Here is a 17,112-nt window from a genome sequence, read left to right on the forward strand (position 1 = left end):
AGCAACACCCTTGAGGTAGCTAGTTCTAGCTTTATTTATGAGAAGCTACTTCCTTGCTTTCTTCCTCTTTTTTCTTCTTCTTCTCTTCCATTTCTTCTATAATCTTTTGTTCTATCAATCCAGTAAAGAAATCATCATAATCTTCTTTATTGTTTATCCTACAAAATCCTATATCTAAAGATTTCTTGTCTTTACGATTTATTATTTGTTCAAACAAATTTTGTACAATCCTTCTAGGTTTAGCAAACTCATCTGTATCAGAGGTTCCATGTAATATTTCATAAATTGTTTGCGTTTTTTTATTGTTTGGTACGTCTCCAATACCAATGGCATTTTCAAAGTTTGATACTGAGCAGAAAATTCTTATGTTTTCATTTTCTTTTAGTTCCAGTATGTTTTTACAATTGGTTAGTTGAGCTTTTAATGTTGATGAGGAGTGCTTAGTATGGTTATCCACATCATGTAAAACATCATAACTTGAGTTAAACTGATTAAGAATTTTCATCAAGGTACAAATAGTAGCTTTACCTCTAGCTCGAATTATGTGCACATTCTCATTCTTTGTTTTAGCTAGGTGTTTAAAAGCAATATACTCAGTATCCCCTTCAACAATTATAATTCTGTCAGCAAAGAAAAATTCATTCACATAAGAATCAACATAGTTTAGAATTTTCATATTTCTAATATCATCATCATCAAATTTTTCTCTTTCAGACCTATATAATTGGATTGCTTCTTTTTCACCAACACGGAAAACTTGAATAGACGTATGGTTCTCAGATAAATCTATAAGTATTGGTGAATGAGTTGAAATCATGAGTGGCATTTTTTCACCAATTTTATAAAGAGAACGACTGAGTGCTCTTACAGCTTCTGGGTGTAAGAAGGCTTCTGGCTCATCTATCAATAATAACTTATTGTCACTTTCACCCATTAGTTTTTTCTCTATCATGTTTTGAATGAGATATATTAAACTCATTCGCTGTAAACCAGTTCCTTGATTCGCCAATGGCATTTCGGATTGCTTTTTACTATCAATATGTACACTTGAGCTTGTAGACTTTAATATGTCAGATGAGGAAAATCCACCACTCTCTCCACCTACAACATTTAAAGATAAATGTTCGTTAGAAAACAAAGTTCGCAAGTTATCAGAAACATCACCACTTACTTCTTCAAGTAGTCTATCCGTACTTATTTTAAGTTTTCTTAAAAACTCAGGGTAAGACTTTTTGAGTTGAGCATACTCTTCTGCTAATTCTTTTTCTTCAGCGTTGCCTTCATCACCCTCAAGTTTATCTAAATTGTTTTTAAGTATCTCTGAATATATATTTTGTATTAAACCGTTAATATCATCTGGCAACATAGCTGGAGTTATGTAAAAGGGTTGATTGTTTAAAATTTCATCTAGTTTTTCTTTCAGTTCATGACTTGCTTTAATTTCATCACCAGTTTCATCATAAAACTTAGGAGATGTACCCTCAGTATATTTCTTTTGGATAGTGATTTTTTCGTCAGTAGACTCAAATGTAGCTTTTAGTATAATTTCCTTATTCTCCACCGAGAAGCAATCACTAGGAATAGCATTTGCTTTAGACGCTTTTTGAAAAAAACAGTTAATAGCTTCTAAGATAGTTGATTTACCAGTATTATTTCTTCCAGTTAGAATTGCAATTGAGTCTTTAGAAAAATCAATATTAAAAGTGTCTTTAAAGACCTTATAATTCGTTACACTAAAATTTGTTAATCTCATCTTTTAAAAATCCCCCCTAGTATATTACTCTATATTTTACCATATATATCCTACTAATTGGTTGTCTACTATTCCAAATTATGACTTATTTCTTGTAATTTCTACTAACAACATATATTCAAGTTATAAAAAAGAGAGCCAATAAATGACTCTCAATTAAATTTAAAATATATTCCTATGAAGTTTACAATACATCTTCTAACAATTGCCATTCGTCACTTGAAATATCATCATTATAGGTATTCATACAGATAAACAATTCATTATTACTTTTGTCTTTCCTTACGAATCCACCCTTTAAATTATGCTTATTCAAGTATGCTTTTAAAACTTCAAACTTTTTAGGTGAAAATCTATCTATATCTTCACTGTCACCACTTCTTGTAAACCCACCTTTTGTTTCTACAATCCAAACTTCTCCGTCTTTAGAAACAATATAGTCTGGATAGAATGACCTTGGTGTTCCAGAGTTATCTTGGTAAACAATTGATAAGTATTCATTTCCCTTGTCACCATTCTTATAGAACCATTCAATTTTGTCAGACTCATTACAATATTTTTCAAAAGATTTTTCTGAATCTGAACGCACCTCAGCAGAAGAAAGATACCCCTTATATACATTATGTTCGTATACTCTTTGCACTTTGTTTTTTGAATCGTAAGTAAATAAAACTTCTTGAGGTATTCTAAACTCTTTCTCTGAAGTAACTGGTAAAGCGAATGAAGTCTGATATGTTGGACTTGAAATAGCCAACCGAAAATCATCTTTTAGTTTATCAAAGTTGTTAATAACAAAAGCATAGACTTCCCTCGTGTCTAAACGTAAAATCTTATTTTCATAACGAACATTTTTATCAAATAAACGACGAATAATAGTGTTCATATGTTCGTAAGGTAAATTCAATTTTACACCTAGTGTACTAACACGATTATGGTACTCACGTCCGTGTCTGTGAGTGTTTAATGGTTCAATCATATCTACCCTTGCAAGATTTTTAAATTCTTCAACAGTTAATTTATGTATTTCTCCAGTGTAGGTATTTTTAATAATCATATCTGAAAATTTATATCCATTAGTCTCAAGACGTGTCTTGTTTTCTACCGTTTTTGTAGAAATTCCATATTCCTTCTGATAATAAAGCAACAAAGTTTTTAATGACTGAGTTGCGTCCTTAGATATTCCTATTACAGATTTTTGCTCACTCGTTAGAGTTATTTCCCTATGTTCTTTTTTCAAGTATAGCTTTACAGCGTCTAGTGCACCTTTTCTCAAATGTAACTTTACACCTTCTGTAAATTTTTCATCAAAGGTAAATAAATAACAAGAATCTAACAAGTCACTTTCATAATGCTTTAATTCTGGCATACGTCTAATTCGTCCAATTGTTTGTATCTCAAAAGTTTCGCTTGTGTTTTCTCGAAGCTTTACAAGAATATGTGCTCTTGGACAATCCCAGCCAGTAGCAATTGCTTGTTTTATAATAATAACAATTGGCTTAGCGTCCATTTTTTCAATATCTTCAAGGTTTTGTTTTCTATCACTTAACCAAACTGCTAATAAGCCATTTTCATAGGTAATATCTTTTGTCGCTAAATAACGCTCAACTTCATCTTGCATGACTTCACTCTTATTTGGGAGTTGGACAATAATTAAAGGATTAACTGATGATTTTCTTTCTTCAAAAGCCACCTTTAATTCATTCTGTTTATCTAAAGCTTTATCAAGAAGGAAACCAACTTGGCTCTCTACCTCAACTGAACGACCAAAGTCCTCATTGATAACTAACATTTTTTTAATAAGACCTTCTGCTATTACTTCCTCTTCCTTCACTTCAATAAGTGTAGCGTTAGAATAATTTTTTGGAGTTGCTGAAGTTCTTATAATCTTTTTAGGGTTAAAAAGAGTTATTATATCATCTGCTTTTACTGTATCGTTTTGGTGCGACTCGTCCACTATTATGATAAATTCAAGTCCATCATTATGAGCTTGTTTAATTCGCTCTTGAAAGTTAGCTTTCTCGCCTTCTTTCAAAGCGTTGTTCCCTTTCTTGGTTAGCTTCTCCCAGTTTAAAAAACAAGCGTCATTCTCTTTAAAACCATCTGTCATAATATCAGTTATAAGCTTTGTTGAGCTGTTATGGATATACTTATCCATTTTGGCTTTACTTTGTTCTTCAAGGTCTCCTTTCCCTGGAGTTAACCAAACAAAGACATTACCAAAATGTCCTTTACCATACTCACTCATAAAGTGTGTTAGCATGATTGTTTTCCCCGAACCAGTAGGACTTTTAAAAACAATCTCTTTATTTGAGTCTCCTATGCTTTCCATTATTTCCCCTACTGCTTTAAGTTGAAAAGTTGCAAGTTGCATATTTTATCCCCTTTTCTCCTTGTAATAGTAATCTGGAATTACATTTACTTTGATTTTTTTCTTTCTAAGAATTCCCTCTTGTTCACCGTTTGGAAGCACATCATGTCCAAGGTAAACTACTTTACACAACTCCAATTGGTCAATCTCTTGAGTGAACCTTTCCAGTTCTTCATCTGATAAGATAATTTTAATTTCTTTATTCTCATTGAAGTTTATAGCATTTTCTAGCTCAACCAATTCTCGTATATGCTCAAGAAGCTCATTAGCATATTCATAGAAAAATCTTTCATTTGTTGGAACAAAGTCTACTTTGAAATATTTTAGACTTGACTTATTACCAAGCTCTTCAATTACATTACATAATCTTTTGTATGTTTTTTCTCTACATATATTATTTTGGTTATTTGTTACCAAAATGAATTGACGCTCTCCACCATCTTCTTCATTTTTTTGTAATACAGCGTGTCCAGTTGTCCCCGAACCAGCAAAAAAGTCTAATACAGTAATGTCTTTCTTACTAAAGTATTCAATGAATTTCTTAATTAGCTTTACTGGTTTCTTTCCACTGTTAAAGTCAACTCCACCCTCATGACGGATATTTCCAAAGTCTCCAGCCATGTCATAGAAATTTGGAATAGGTGAAAACTTTGTTGAACCTTCTTCTAATTTTTCATTTGGAACACCTTGAAAATACTTTCCTTTAGTTGCATTTGCTCTTTTCGGACCAGTAAAGTACCTATAATCATATTGGTCGTCACCAATTCCATATACCTTATATACAACACCTAATCCATCTTCATCTTTTCTGCCAGATAAGTAATCTCTAAAAAATCTTCCAGAGGAATTGCCATTCAAGATTGTTCCAGTTGCCCACACTTCTTTTAGTCCTTCTTTAAATCCCTCTTCATGCTTAATCAATTTGTATTGACCTTTATCAAATACAACAACCTTTTTTCCTCCTAGTTGGATTTCTCTTCCTTCTTCCAACTCTTGAAAGGAGTAAATAAACTTATCATAAGAATAATCTTCTGGCTCCAAGTAAGGTTGTGCTTTGCTACTCCGTCTATACATAAGCACTTGTTCAACTTGTTTATGGTATTTCATATCTGACTTTAGTGTTTTATCTGCATACCTAACTTGAATATAGTCTGTTTTTTCATAGTTTTGCTCGTCAAAAATCTCATCACATAATATTTTGAGTTGTGAATACTCTTTGTCGTCAATACTGATAAAAATGAAGCCTTCTTGAGATAGTAGACTTTTACATAACTCTAATCTTTTACTCATAAATGACAACCATTTGCTGTGTCTGTATTCATCATCTTCAGCTACATAGTCGTCATCATACATAAAGTCTTTATTTCCAGTATTGTAGGGAGGGTCTATGTAAATAAGGTCAATTTTCTCCTTATGTGTTTTTGTGAGTAACTCTAACGCAGCTAGGTTATCTCCCTCAATTAAAAAATTCATTTTTTCGCCATTGTGAATAAACAACTCTTTTTCTTCTGTTAAAACGGGAGTGTTCGCTTCTAAGGTTAAATCAATTTTCTCTTTATGCTCCTCAAAAACAAGACCAAATTTTTTACCATTAACGTCTTTTTGAATCTCACCTAAATAGCTCAATAATCGTCTAGTATTTTCGTCACTTGAATTTTCTTCAACAAAAGTTTTAAGTTGATTTATTTTCTCAAGTAAAGCTTCTCTTTTTTGTTTTGATATATTTGTACTCATTTATTCTTGTAACACTCGCTTCCTACTCAATAATAAATTATCAATCCTACCAACTATTTTACTATAAACATTAGTGTTTTTTTAGTTTTCATTAAAGAACATAAAAAAAGAGAGCTACATCACCAGCAATAGCTAGGTAAACTGGCACCTATGTCAAGGACACTATAGAAAAGAGCTTAAGCAACTAGAAGGTGATTCCTATATTGGATAGGGGTCATCTTTTTTAGATTCCACTGATATCGATAATTGTTATAGTAAACCATATAATGATTTATTTTTGCCTTCAATTCTTTCAACGTTTTAGCCGATTTATAATCAACATCATCTTTTAGATGCCCAAAGAATGACTCTTGAGGAGCATTATCCTAACAATTTCCTCTACGAGACATAGATTATCCAAGACCATACTTATTTAATAACTTTTGATATCTTGGACTAGTGTAATGACTTCCTTGATCGGAATGGATGAAGGCTTCTGGATGTAGAGTCACTTTCTTGTTGTTCATTAATTTCTGTATCGTCTTAGTTGCGATGTCTAAAGTAACCCGATCGGAAACATGATAAGCTAAGATTTCGTTAGGGGCGGCATCTTTTACGGTCGACAAATAAGACATACAATTCCCGTTATATGGCAAATAAGTAATATCCGTTAATAATACTTTTCCTGGAACGCCTTGCTTGAACTCTCTGTTTAATTTATTCGGAACGACCTGGTGCTCCTTAGTTGCTTTAGCAATCTTTTTATAAGGATTCGGTCTTCTATGTGGGCAGACAATGCCATATTTCCTCATGATTCTCTGTATCTTTTTACGACTATAGATAATACCATAGTCCTTTTCTAGTATCATTTTTATAGAACGTGACCCTTTCTTATATCCTCGATGATTAAATGCCTTTAATATCATCTTTTTTGCCTCTTGGTCTAATCGTTCTCTTGCTTCTCGGCTGCTGGATGCCTTTAAGTAGCTATAATAGCCCGAACGGGATACATCTAATAGCTGACAAAAATACGAGGTCATTCCTTTAAAACGATTCTTTTCAATGGTCTCATAAATCAACTGATATACTTTACTCGGTTCTAGATTTTCTCTTGCGTTTAGCAGCCTCCTTTCTGTCACTTCTAGCTTTTTTAATAGCTCTACCTGCCCCTCGAGTAGCTTAATTCTTGCTTCCTGTCTCTCGATCACCTCAGAAGGGGTAAGCTCTCGTTTTAATGGTCTGCCCGAACTTACTTTCCTTGAATCTGTAAGACCGATTAATCCATTCTTTTCATATGTCCTCTTCCACCTACAAGCAGCTTGTTCTATTCTACTTTGTCCTATAATCTCAATATCGAAGCCGTTCTCCATAAAAATTTGACGCGGAAGTTTACCGGACAGATACTCATCCATAAATCTATTTTTAAAGGTGTCAGTATATGTAATAGCTTTTTCACTAACACGTTGAACATTTGGATTCTGTTGTAGTGCTTTAATCTCTTTAGCTGAATATGTGGATAGGCTTACACTTAGTTGGACAGAATTTTTAAGGTCAAGTAGACTACAGATAATATAATTGAGGAGAATCTACATGGCCAAAAGAGAACGCCGAACATTTACTGAAGATTTCAAACGACAGATCGTGCAATTGTACCAAAATGGAAAATCGAGAAAAGAGATTATTCGTGAATATGACCTTACTCCTTCTTCTTTAGATAAGTGGGTGAGTCAGAGCCAAAATTCAGGTTCTTTTAAGGAGAAAGACAATCTAACAAATGATCAAAAAGAATTGATGGAACTCCGGAAAAGAAATAAACAACTAGAAATGGAAAATGATATTTTAAAGCAAGCCGCGCTGATACTAGGACGAAAGTAATTGTAATCAAGAATAATCAACACAAATACTCGATATCAGCAATATGCAAAGTCCTACAAATCTCTAGAAGTGTCTATTATTATGAAGCAAAAGAAAGAAGAGCAGAGGATCCCGTTGTCTCTGATGTGGTTGATATCTTTCACGCAAGCCGTCAAAACTATGGAACACGAAAAATCAAAGTAGAATTAAAAAAGCGTGGTCTTATCGTTTCCAGACGAAGAATCGGCCGCATCATGCAGGAGCAGGGCCTTGTTTCTGCCTACACAACCGCTCAATTTAAACCACATACGAAAACCTGTAATGAATCAGAACAGAAAAATGAATTGAATCGTGAGTTCGCCCAGAAACAAGAGATGAGCGCAATCGTAAGCGATTTAACGTACGTAAGAGTTAATCAAAAATGGAAATACGTATGTGTCTTTGTCGATCTCTTTAATCGAGAAATTGTTGGTTTTAGTACAGGACCAAATAAAGATGCACTACTCGTATATCGTGCGCTAGCTTCTATCAAGGTCGATCTAAATAAGATACAGCTATTTCATACAGATCGTGGAAATGAATTTAAAAACCAATTGATTGATGATGCTTTAAAGACATTTAATATTCAAAGATCCTTAAGTATGAAGGGCTGCCCGTATGATAATGCAGTAGCAGAGGCAACATTCAAAATCATCAAAACAGAGTTTGTGAAAGGCAGGCATTTTAATGGTTTAGATGAACTAACAAGGGAATTACAAGACTATGTTCACTGGTTTAATAGCATACGAATTCATGGGACCCTTGGATATGAAAGCCCAATTGATTATAAGCAAAGACACCTTAAAAAAATTGTCTAGTTTTGTGTTGACATACCAGTATCTATGTCTTGCTCTTTCAAGTATCTCTCATAGACCTTTCATTCGTTTAAGTAATACTTCAAGGTATGAGGTCTTAAATTTCTGAGCTTGCAATCCTCCTCAAAGAATTTAATTGAGCTTTCATAGTCACACGAGTTAGTCTCTTTAGTTACCTTGGCAAGCTCAACTGTGGAAAGTACATTACTTCTTCTAGCCATTATTCTTCCTCCTTGTACTGGTTCGTATGACACCACAAGGAATACGACTCATGGAACACGACTTGTCAGTAAAAAATCGTGTCTGTATACAACAAAAAAGCTCCCACTCAAATGAGTAGAAGCCTTGTCATTACTGACCTTATGATACCGGTGGTCGGGGTCGAACCGACACTCCAGAAGGAACACGATTTTGAGTCGTGCGCGTCTGCCAATTCCGCCACACCGGCATATTTTGATTGTCAAAAGATAAATAACATTATCTCAAGACAAAGAATATCATATCACGATAATATTAGTTTGTCAAACTAAATTTATGTTCGGATTTAAGTCAAATATTTTTGAGCAAAAAATTGTCACACCTTATTTCCAAACATGCGTTCACTGTTTTTTGTGATTCTGTCGGTGCTTGATTATCACCCCTGCTAGTGTTGCCTTTAACGCTTATTAATGGAGAATGCTGCTGTTCCATTTAAATATGTTGTCTCTTGCGAAGCAGGCAAGTTCGAGAGAGAGGTCTGCATCCTTATCTTGAATCGCAAGGGCGAGGTTATCCTCTCTCATCAGCCATGTTGTCGTTGTAGTGTTCAAATGGGAGACACGACAGAGCTTACCATAGAGTACGAAAGATATTACTTATTTGCATTAGAGTGAAATCAACGATTTTTGCCGGCGAAGGCATAGATGGAAAAATCACATAAAAAATAGCGATTGCCCAACCTAATACAGTTAAAGTTATGAAAGCAATCTTTTCATTTTTTTCGACTGTTTTAATTTTCGGCCATTGGAAAATGAACATCAAAATAACGAGTATCGTTATACTGACAATATATACCCATTTCATCCTCTTCACCTCTATTTTAAAAGCCTCAAGTTTCGCTTCCTTTTCCTGCTCTCAAAACACGGGCATCGATGTCAAAATCCACTTGAACAGTCGGAAATTTCTCATCCCAATCTCCTTTTATTTTTTTCCATTTTTTAGGATGGTGTCGGCGAAATTCTTCCCCAAAACCGATGATATCAATCTTCATTTCTTTTTGAACCGTGTCTAGAGTGTCTGTTAGACACTTTTCAATCTTTTGGACCAACTCGTTTTCCAGTGCTTTAAGTTTGTCTAATCTCTTCAAATCCCAACTCGTTTGGTTTTGGATGACATCATCTATTGTTACAATTTTAACCGTCATTTTTAATGATTGGCCGTCTATTTCCGGAACTAAATCCGTTCTTCCTTTAATTAAATTCATCGATATGATCTCGTCTGCTTCGTCAGGTTCGACAGTGACAATCGATTCATTGATCTCATTTCTAAACCAGAGCACTCCTCTTGATATCTGATCATTAATGACTCCGATCATCTTCCCTTGTTTTAAAACTGCCGAACGATGAATGTATGCAATAGATTCCGAGGGAAGCTGCCCTTCTTCCGGAGACAATTTATCAATCATCGGAAGAACGATCGCGCCTTGTTCTCCCTTCAGCATTTCCATTAAATCGAATAATGTCGCCTTCATTAATACTTCGGATTCCGCTAACTTTATCAGCGCTTCGGAAACACTTCGTTCCAATGACGGACGTAAGGCCATAATTTCCTTTGCCTTCCCGTCACTAATAAAGACATAACTTCTCAAACGGGGCTCAGGATGGCGGACAAAAAAATCCAATTCATCGCTTATTCCATTCTCAGCAAACGCTTTGCTGATCACGATCGCCTCTGCATGGCTCCACAGAATTTCCCGGGGAAGCTTTTCATTAAGGTTCTCGATCGCTTCTGGTATGGAGCTTCCTTTACCGATTTGGAGAACTGTGCTTTGCACTCCCCCTTGGTTATTGTCTTCTCCTCCACCACTCCCATTACCGCTCCCGCCAGGAGAATGTATTTCTGCTGTAAGTTCGATCTGCCCTTCTTTATTTTTATCGAGAGCGACTCCGGTAATAATCGCAAGATCATTGGTTTCCCTTCGATCCCAACAGCCCGTAAGCAGCACAAAAGCCATAAAAATAACGCCAATCATGATTGCACGTCTCAATTTGTCCGCCTCACTTTATGCTTAAAAATCGTTTTGCGTATGTACGCTACTATTAAAAGAAATATAGGGATCAACAGTCCGTACACTAAAGTATCCATTATTTCATGGGAGACTATTCGAAAATGCTCAGCTGCTTCCGCCGAATTAAGAAATACCTGCATGGCAAATACTCCGATTAAAAAGCCCATTGGCAAAACGAGCGAGCGATAGTCTGAAAGGTTAAGCCATTCAGCAGTTCCGATCACCACGACATAATAGAACACGCAGAGCTTAATAAATGTCCCCGCAATCCAAATCGCCATTACGATTGATTCAAGATGTGACAGAAATTCGGCTAGGCTAATATATCTGGACGCGCTCATGAATGGAGCGTTAAAGTTCTCGGTCACATTCCCGAATAACCAAATAACGATAATATTGGTCACCACCAACGTTAACGTAACGACGAGTACCGAAAGCATTCCAAACTTCAGCCCCTTTTCACGGTCTGTTAAAAAAGGGAGAAAAAAATAGATGATGCCAAATTGAGCGAACCACGTGCATAACACCCAAGCCCCTTTTAGTGAAGGCATCAACCCGTTTTCCATCACAGGAAGCATTCTTTTTACCTCTACATCGGGTAGGACAAGAATGATAATGACTAAAAACAACAAGAAAAAAACTGGAAAGACCATTCCTGCCAGCCTTCCCAAAACTTCCAGTCCCCCATGTACCGCAAACGCACACAATATCACCATCATTCCAATAATCACGGATTTTGGCGTGTGCGGGAGAAATTCACTAACGACATATTCACCGTACTGCCAGAACATCACACTCAATGAAGTGATTAACAATAGCAGCAGGAGCAGCCCAAGCATTTTCCCCCAAAAGGTTCCAAGAATATGTTTGCTGTATTGCATAATCGTATCTTTGGGATAATACTTGTTTAACTTGTATGCGATATATACACTTAAAAACCCTAGAGGAGAAGCCAAAATAGGAGAGATCCAAATATCCTGTTTTGCAACATTAAAGACGGTAGCCGGAATAAAAAGAATCCCCGTTGCCAAAATAGCATGATACATCAATAATCCCATTTGCAATGCTGATATTTTTCCTTTTTCAATCACTGCTCTCACCTCATCATTACTCGCCGCCTTTATCGGAATGCGGCTTCTGATTGGAGCCTTGTCGGTGTTTATTATATTCTCCCGTTAAATGAGGACGCGTATTTAATTTCCATAATGGAGCTCGCATGAGTGCATCCTTCATATCTCTTCCTTTCATCGGTGCCACTGGTGAAAGGTACGGAACTCCAAAGGAACGTAATGTGCTCAGATGTGTCATGATTGCAAGAAGCCCTATCATGACCCCTACCAATCCAAACGTTCCAGCAAGCAACATGATTGGAAAACGCAACAATCTTATGGGAATGGCAAGATTGTAACGTGGAATGGTAAAGGAAGCGATACCAGTAATCGCCACGACCATAACCATATGATCTGAAACTAAGCCGGCGTCCACAGCCGCTTGTCCGATAACCAATGCACCTACAATGCTGACGGCTGCCCCTACTTGTTTTGGAAGTCTAAGTCCTGCTTCTCGCAATCCCTCAAATGTAATCTCCATAAGCAATGCTTCCACTAAGGCTGGAAATGGAACAACCTCACGAGAGTCCACCATTGTAAGCAGAAGGGTTGTAGGAACCATCTCCTGATGATATGTAATAACCGCAACGTATAAAGACGGTAACAGTAGAGAAATAAAGCAGAATAAATAACGGAGCCAGCGAGTTGCCGTGGATATCAAAAAATGATGATAATAATCTTCTCCTGATTGGAATAAGGAAAAGAATGTTGTCGGGGCAATCATCACAAAAGGCGTACCATCAACAATGATAACTACACGTCCCTCAAGCAAACTCGAAACGGCAGTATCAGGCCGTTCCGAAATAAGCACCTGTGGAAAAGGGGTGTATGGATTGTCTTGAATTAATTCTTCAATATAGCCGGATTCCAATATCCCATCGATATCGATTCGTTTTAGCCGTTGATTGATTTCTTCAATTAACGTTTCATCCGCAAGATCTTCGATATAAGCAAGGGCAATCGCGGTCTGCGTATAACGCCCCAATTTTAACGTTTTCAATTTTAATTGGGGACTTCTAATCTTCCTCCTCAGCAAGGAAGTATTGACCTCCAATGCCTCAGTAAACCCTTCGCGCGGCCCTCTAACAACCAATTCACCTGTCGGCTCTTCAATTGCTCGTCTCTCCCACTTTGCCAATCCCAAGGCAAATCCTTGTTCATCACCTTCCAATAACAATATCGGATTCCCAACGGATAACTGTTCGATACAAGCCTCAAAAGAGGAGATCTTCACTACCTCTGCAACAGACAATGTCTGTTCAATCAAGGTTTTGGGATTAACAGTTCGCTTTTCGGATTTTTTCATAAGCGGAGTTAGCACATTGTTATCCATTTCTTCAACATTGGAGAGACCTTTTATGTAAATTAACTGAGCCTTTGTATGACCAGCAATTAAAAATGAACGGAAAACGACATCAGAACATTCTTTATAAAGCTCACGCAAAATGTCCAAGTTTTTCTCCAAATTAGAAAATAGTGGCTTTGGAATTTGTTTATCATCTTGCTGTTTTTTATTAATGTTCTTATTGAATTTAATCTTTTTTCGAAAAAACACCCGAATCCCACTTTCTCGATGGTAACCATTATATTCCTATATACGTAGTATCACACTTACCAAGCAAAATATACCATTTCTGTGCTTGCCTGTTTCTTTACTTGGACCAGTAAAAGAGGACGCGTTTGGACTTGAAACTACTTTCGGACCAAGCTTATAAATATTGAGCTACTCTCTTTCTGCGTAAAATCACGTGTTTCTCGCATATGATGCTAACTAATTTGTTTGGATTAAGTAGTTATAAACAAAATACCTATAAAAGAAAGCGCTTTCATTTTTTCTAAGAATTCTTTTCAGTAGTCAAATTAGCGTATTTCATACAATACAATCGAGTTGCCCTTTTTTTATGAATGCTTTCATGAACTACTTTCCTTGATGAATTTATGTACGCTCCTTAAACAAATAAGGGAGCGTTCGTTTTATTCATACTTCTTCGTGAAAAATATGATTATTCTCCCATTCCTCTCGAAGCAGTCCCATACGGACGGAATCATAATATTTGCCATTATAATAACGAACCTTCCTGAGCCTCGCTTCCTCTTTCATGCCAAGACCTTCGCCAAGTTTAATCATTCTCATATTTCCTGACCAGGTTGTATAACCAACACGAACTAATGGCAAAGTATGAAATAAATGATTAATCCAAAGTTTAATCACTTTTTTCCCATAGCCTCCATTCCAATAATGCGGATCATAGATCACAATCCCCATTTCAAGCCAAAGCGAGGGCTTATGCTCCCAATAATAACCGACCGTTCCGATAACCAATCCCTTCACTTCAATCGCCCAACGCCGTTCATTATCGACATAATCATCCTTCTGACGTAAAAATTCCTCATATGAAATACTTTTATGTTCATAGTACGGAGCATCCCATTTTTTCCACTCGGGAGAATCCTCTTTATAGATTAATTCCCACAACCTACTTAAATCATCATTTGTAATTGGTCTAATTATTAAATCATTATCCTGATAACTCACTTCATCACCTAGCTCCCCATTAATAAAACAAATCAAACTCTTCCTTTAAAATGGCATATACCTTTAAATCCCAATATTGCCCTTTTATATACATGCTTTTTCTATTAATTCCTTCAAAAGTCATTCCTGCCTTCTCCATCACTCTTTGCGACGCTATATTCTCAACAAAGCATCTTGCTTGAATGCGCATGAAAATTTTTATAGATATCCCCGATGACCACTATATTCACTTCTCTCAATTAAAATCTATAATCTTACAATTTAACAGAAAGATGGGAATTTTTCAATAGTCATTTTTTAGATCAAAAAAAGATTTAATCAAGAGATTAAATCTTTAAATATCGTATGTATGGGATTAAATGGTGCCGAGGACCGGAATCGAACCGGTACGGTAGTCACCTACCGCAGGATTTTAAGTCCTGTGCGTCTGCCAGTTCCGCCACCCCGGCTAGTTCAAAACTAGCATCTTTATTTTATAAAAATGGAGGCGGCAACCGGATTCGAACCGGTGAATAAAGGTTTTGCAGACCTTGGCCTTACCACTTGGCTATGCCGCCATATTAAATTGGAGCGGAAGACGGGATTCGAACCCGCGACCCCCACCTTGGCAAGGTGGTGTTCTACCACTGAACTACTTCCGCAAATGGCTGGGCTAGCAGGATTCGAACCTACGAATGACGGAGTCAAAGTCCGTTGCCTTACCACTTGGCTATAGCCCATTGATTAAGCAGTGTTTAATAAATCAAATTTAAATGGGGCGATCGATGGGAATCGAACCCACGAGTGTCGGAGCCACAATCCGATGCGTTAACCACTTCGCCACGACCGCCATTATAAAATTGGCAGGGGTAGTAGGAATCGAACCCACACCAAAGGTTTTGGAGACCTTCGTTCTACCTTTAAACTATACCCCTATATTATATATATGTTCAGAGTGTTTCTTTAAGAAGAAAATTATGAATAGCTATTTTGCTTCTTTTTACTACAAAAAGTAGTGGTTCCTTATTTTCACTATTGAGAAAAGGTTGGTGGAGGGGGACGGATTCGAACCGCCGAACCCGAAGGAGCGGATTTACAGTCCGCCGCGTTTAGCCACTTCGCTACCCCTCCAAGGTATATATATTTTATACATTAAAGTTCATTAAATTATAACATATTTTGATATAAAAATGGTGGCTCAGGACGGAATCGAACCGCCGACACAAGGATTTTCAGTCCTTTGCTCTACCGACTGAGCTACTGAGCCATCATATGTAAAGTAAGTGGCGGTCCGGACGGGACTCGAACCCGCGACCTCCTGCGTGACAGGCAGGCATTCTAACCAACTGAACTACCGGACCAATGATTTTTTGCGTAAGCAAAAAAATCTTTCTTTACTTCTTCAAGTCTTACTTAATTGAAAAAGTCGATTGCGGAGGCAGGATTTGAACCTGCGACCTTCGGGTTATGAGCCCGACGAGCTACCAGACTGCTCCACCCCGCGATAATAGTATATATCTAGTTTAGCTCATGCTTCTAGATAGTTTAAGGACTGTCCCGATTTCAGTTAGTAACTCAAGGAGCGACTCAATCGGTACAACTCGCAGTTTATTCAATGAAGTAACGCTTGTTGCTCCACCCCGCGATAATAATATACTCAAAATCTCCACGTTTGTGAATATTAGAGGTGTGTTATTTTACTGCGCTACGCTTCGTAAAAAACATGGTGGAGGATGACGGGATCGAACCGCCGACCCCCTGCTTGTAAGGCAGGTGCTCTCCCAGCTGAGCTAATCCTCCGGAACTGTTGCAACAAGTGCAACTTTAAATGACCCCTACGGGATTCGAACCCGTGTTACCGCCGTGAAAGGGCGGTGTCTTAACCGCTTGACCAAGGGGCCAGATATAATAATGGCGGAGAGCAAGGGATTTGAACCCTTGAGACAGGTTTTGCCCGCCTACACGATTTCCAATCGTGCTCCTTCGGCCACTCGGACAGCTCTCCTAATGGCTCCGCGGGTAGGATTCGAACCTACGACCGATCGGTTAACAGCCGATTGCTCTACCACTGAGCTACCGCGGAAAATTATTAACTCATTCCTCTAGCTTGATTGCTTCCCGATTGTCCTCATCTCAGAAAGTTGATTCAAGTAGCAGCTCGATGAGTACAACTCGCAGGACATTCAGGATGCTTTGCTCGTTGCTCTACCACTGAGCTACCGCGGAATAAAAAATATATATAGAATATTCGCCCGGCAACGTCCTACTCTCACAAGGGGACAGCCCCTAACTACCATCGGCGCTGAGAAGCTTAACTTCCGTGTTCGGTATGGGAACGGGTGTGACCTTCTCGCCATTATCACCGGACCAATTATTTATTAAGACATATTCTATTATACCGATTTACAGTATTTTTTCAAGAGAAAATTTAGTTTGACTCTGAAAAATACGATTGATAGATATCATTGCATTACAAAATCGCTTTGTACCTTCAAAACTAGATAATGGATGAAGAAGAGAAATTACAGAGAATCTTATCAAGCGGATTTTTTCCACTTTTATTTGGTTAAGTCCTCGAACGATTAGTATCAGTCAGCTCCACATGTCACCATGCTTCCACCTCTGACCTATCAACCTGATCATCTTTCAGGGTTCTTACTAGCTTGCGCTATGGGAAATC

The 17,112-nt window shown here is 37.2% G+C and carries 10 protein-coding genes, 15 tRNA genes, 2 rRNA genes and 2 pseudogenes; 1 reads left to right on the forward strand and 28 read right to left on the reverse strand.

What is annotated here, in order from left to right; all coding sequences use genetic code 11:
* Positions 1 to 31: 31 nt before the first annotated feature.
* The 4 genes and pseudogenes from FCJ93_RS21100 to FCJ93_RS21115 all read right to left on the reverse strand — a co-directional run bounded on the left by FCJ93_RS21100 (position 32) and on the right by FCJ93_RS21115 (position 7,402).
* The gene (locus FCJ93_RS21100) at positions 32 to 1,753 is read right to left on the reverse strand and encodes an ATP-dependent nuclease (RefSeq protein ID WP_137744649.1); all 1,722 of its coding nucleotides are present in this window, start codon (positions 1,751 to 1,753) and stop codon (positions 32 to 34) included.
* A gap of 184 nt (positions 1,754 to 1,937) precedes the next feature.
* The gene (locus FCJ93_RS21105) at positions 1,938 to 4,124 is read right to left on the reverse strand and encodes a DEAD/DEAH box helicase (RefSeq protein ID WP_137744650.1); all 2,187 of its coding nucleotides are present in this window, start codon (positions 4,122 to 4,124) and stop codon (positions 1,938 to 1,940) included.
* Between the two features lie 3 nt (positions 4,125 to 4,127).
* Positions 4,128 to 5,855 (reverse strand): site-specific DNA-methyltransferase, encoded by a 1,728-nt coding sequence (locus FCJ93_RS21110; protein WP_211344142.1) that lies wholly within the window; start codon positions 5,853 to 5,855, stop codon positions 4,128 to 4,130.
* 176 nt (positions 5,856 to 6,031) lie between these two features.
* A pseudogene (locus FCJ93_RS21115) lies at positions 6,032 to 7,402 on the reverse strand (IS3 family transposase).
* A gap of 22 nt (positions 7,403 to 7,424) precedes the next feature.
* On the opposite strand from FCJ93_RS21115, the gene FCJ93_RS21120 reads away from it, so the two are divergent.
* A protein-coding gene (locus tag FCJ93_RS21120; RefSeq protein WP_137743760.1) for an IS3 family transposase occupies positions 7,425 to 8,545 on the forward strand; the annotation gives its coding sequence in 2 pieces (ribosomal slippage) (positions 7,425 to 7,674 and positions 7,674 to 8,545; 1,122 coding nt in all).
* A gap of 59 nt (positions 8,546 to 8,604) precedes the next feature.
* Here FCJ93_RS21120 and FCJ93_RS21125 read toward each other — a convergent pair.
* The 24 genes and pseudogenes from FCJ93_RS21125 to FCJ93_RS21240 form a co-directional block, all read right to left on the reverse strand.
* Positions 8,605 to 8,763: a hypothetical protein gene (locus FCJ93_RS21125; protein ID WP_211344143.1), complete on the reverse strand. Its 159-nt coding sequence runs from the start codon at positions 8,761 to 8,763 to the stop codon at positions 8,605 to 8,607.
* A gap of 145 nt (positions 8,764 to 8,908) precedes the next feature.
* Positions 8,909 to 8,990: transfer RNA gene (locus tag FCJ93_RS21130), tRNA-Leu, on the reverse strand.
* Between the two features lie 380 nt (positions 8,991 to 9,370).
* Positions 9,371 to 9,604: a hypothetical protein gene (locus FCJ93_RS21135; protein WP_095309170.1), complete on the reverse strand. Its 234-nt coding sequence runs from the start codon at positions 9,602 to 9,604 to the stop codon at positions 9,371 to 9,373.
* 25 nt (positions 9,605 to 9,629) lie between these two features.
* Positions 9,630 to 10,787, reverse strand: coding sequence for a Ger(x)C family spore germination protein (locus tag FCJ93_RS21140; RefSeq protein WP_095309168.1), 1,158 nt, complete (start codon positions 10,785 to 10,787; stop codon positions 9,630 to 9,632).
* On the reverse strand, positions 10,784 to 11,899 hold the full coding sequence (locus FCJ93_RS21145; protein ID WP_137744651.1) for a GerAB/ArcD/ProY family transporter: 1,116 nt from the start codon (positions 11,897 to 11,899) through the stop codon (positions 10,784 to 10,786). Before FCJ93_RS21145 ends, FCJ93_RS21140 begins: the two co-directional genes overlap by 4 nt.
* Before the next feature lie 16 nt (positions 11,900 to 11,915).
* A complete protein-coding gene (locus tag FCJ93_RS21150; protein ID WP_137744652.1) occupies positions 11,916 to 13,472 on the reverse strand; it encodes a spore germination protein in 1,557 nt (518 codons plus the stop codon).
* A gap of 423 nt (positions 13,473 to 13,895) precedes the next feature.
* Positions 13,896 to 14,453, reverse strand: coding sequence for a GNAT family N-acetyltransferase (locus FCJ93_RS21155; RefSeq protein WP_137744653.1), 558 nt, complete (start codon positions 14,451 to 14,453; stop codon positions 13,896 to 13,898).
* A gap of 19 nt (positions 14,454 to 14,472) precedes the next feature.
* A pseudogene (locus FCJ93_RS21160) lies at positions 14,473 to 14,643 on the reverse strand (GNAT family N-acetyltransferase); the annotation flags it as partial.
* A gap of 170 nt (positions 14,644 to 14,813) precedes the next feature.
* Positions 14,814 to 14,902 (reverse strand) — tRNA-Leu (locus tag FCJ93_RS21165).
* Positions 14,903 to 14,935: 33 nt separating this feature from the next.
* Positions 14,936 to 15,010, reverse strand: a tRNA-Cys gene (locus tag FCJ93_RS21170).
* A 9-nt stretch (positions 15,011 to 15,019) separates the two neighbouring features.
* Positions 15,020 to 15,094: transfer RNA gene (locus tag FCJ93_RS21175), tRNA-Gly, on the reverse strand.
* Between the two features lie 3 nt (positions 15,095 to 15,097).
* Positions 15,098 to 15,172: transfer RNA gene (locus FCJ93_RS21180), tRNA-Gln, on the reverse strand.
* Positions 15,173 to 15,206: 34 nt separating this feature from the next.
* Positions 15,207 to 15,282 (reverse strand) — tRNA-His (locus FCJ93_RS21185).
* A gap of 11 nt (positions 15,283 to 15,293) precedes the next feature.
* Positions 15,294 to 15,367 (reverse strand) — tRNA-Trp (locus tag FCJ93_RS21190).
* Between the two features lie 112 nt (positions 15,368 to 15,479).
* Positions 15,480 to 15,563: transfer RNA gene (locus tag FCJ93_RS21195), tRNA-Tyr, on the reverse strand.
* A 60-nt stretch (positions 15,564 to 15,623) separates the two neighbouring features.
* Positions 15,624 to 15,699: transfer RNA gene (locus FCJ93_RS21200), tRNA-Phe, on the reverse strand.
* A gap of 17 nt (positions 15,700 to 15,716) precedes the next feature.
* Positions 15,717 to 15,793: transfer RNA gene (locus FCJ93_RS21205), tRNA-Asp, on the reverse strand.
* Between the two features lie 69 nt (positions 15,794 to 15,862).
* Positions 15,863 to 15,936, reverse strand: a tRNA-Met gene (locus FCJ93_RS21210).
* A gap of 220 nt (positions 15,937 to 16,156) precedes the next feature.
* Positions 16,157 to 16,232, reverse strand: a tRNA-Val gene (locus tag FCJ93_RS21215).
* Between the two features lie 29 nt (positions 16,233 to 16,261).
* Positions 16,262 to 16,333, reverse strand: a tRNA-Glu gene (locus FCJ93_RS21220).
* 11 nt (positions 16,334 to 16,344) lie between these two features.
* A tRNA-Ser gene (locus FCJ93_RS21225) sits at positions 16,345 to 16,437 on the reverse strand.
* Between the two features lie 3 nt (positions 16,438 to 16,440).
* A tRNA-Asn gene (locus FCJ93_RS21230) sits at positions 16,441 to 16,515 on the reverse strand.
* A 167-nt stretch (positions 16,516 to 16,682) separates the two neighbouring features.
* Positions 16,683 to 16,799 (reverse strand): 5S ribosomal RNA (gene rrf, locus FCJ93_RS21235).
* A 195-nt stretch (positions 16,800 to 16,994) separates the two neighbouring features.
* Positions 16,995 to 17,112 (reverse strand): 23S ribosomal RNA (locus FCJ93_RS21240); the annotation flags it as partial.

The organism is Robertmurraya siralis (assembly GCF_005502275.1).
In the GTDB taxonomy this organism is placed as follows: domain Bacteria; phylum Bacillota; class Bacilli; order Bacillales; family Cytobacillaceae; genus Robertmurraya; species Robertmurraya siralis.

Excerpts from the sequence above, each read along its gene's own strand:
- FCJ93_RS21100 (WP_137744649.1), bottom strand. The coding sequence starts at position 1,753 with ATGAGATTAACAAATTTTAGTGTAACGAATTATAAGGTCTTTAAAGAC.
- FCJ93_RS21105 (WP_137744650.1), bottom strand. The coding sequence starts at position 4,124 with ATGCAACTTGCAACTTTTCAACTTAAAGCAGTAGGGGAAATAATGGAA.
- FCJ93_RS21110 (WP_211344142.1), bottom strand. The coding sequence starts at position 5,855 with ATGAGTACAAATATATCAAAACAAAAAAGAGAAGCTTTACTTGAGAAA.
- FCJ93_RS21125 (WP_211344143.1), bottom strand. The coding sequence starts at position 8,763 with ATGGCTAGAAGAAGTAATGTACTTTCCACAGTTGAGCTTGCCAAGGTA.
- FCJ93_RS21135 (WP_095309170.1), bottom strand. The coding sequence starts at position 9,604 with ATGAAATGGGTATATATTGTCAGTATAACGATACTCGTTATTTTGATG.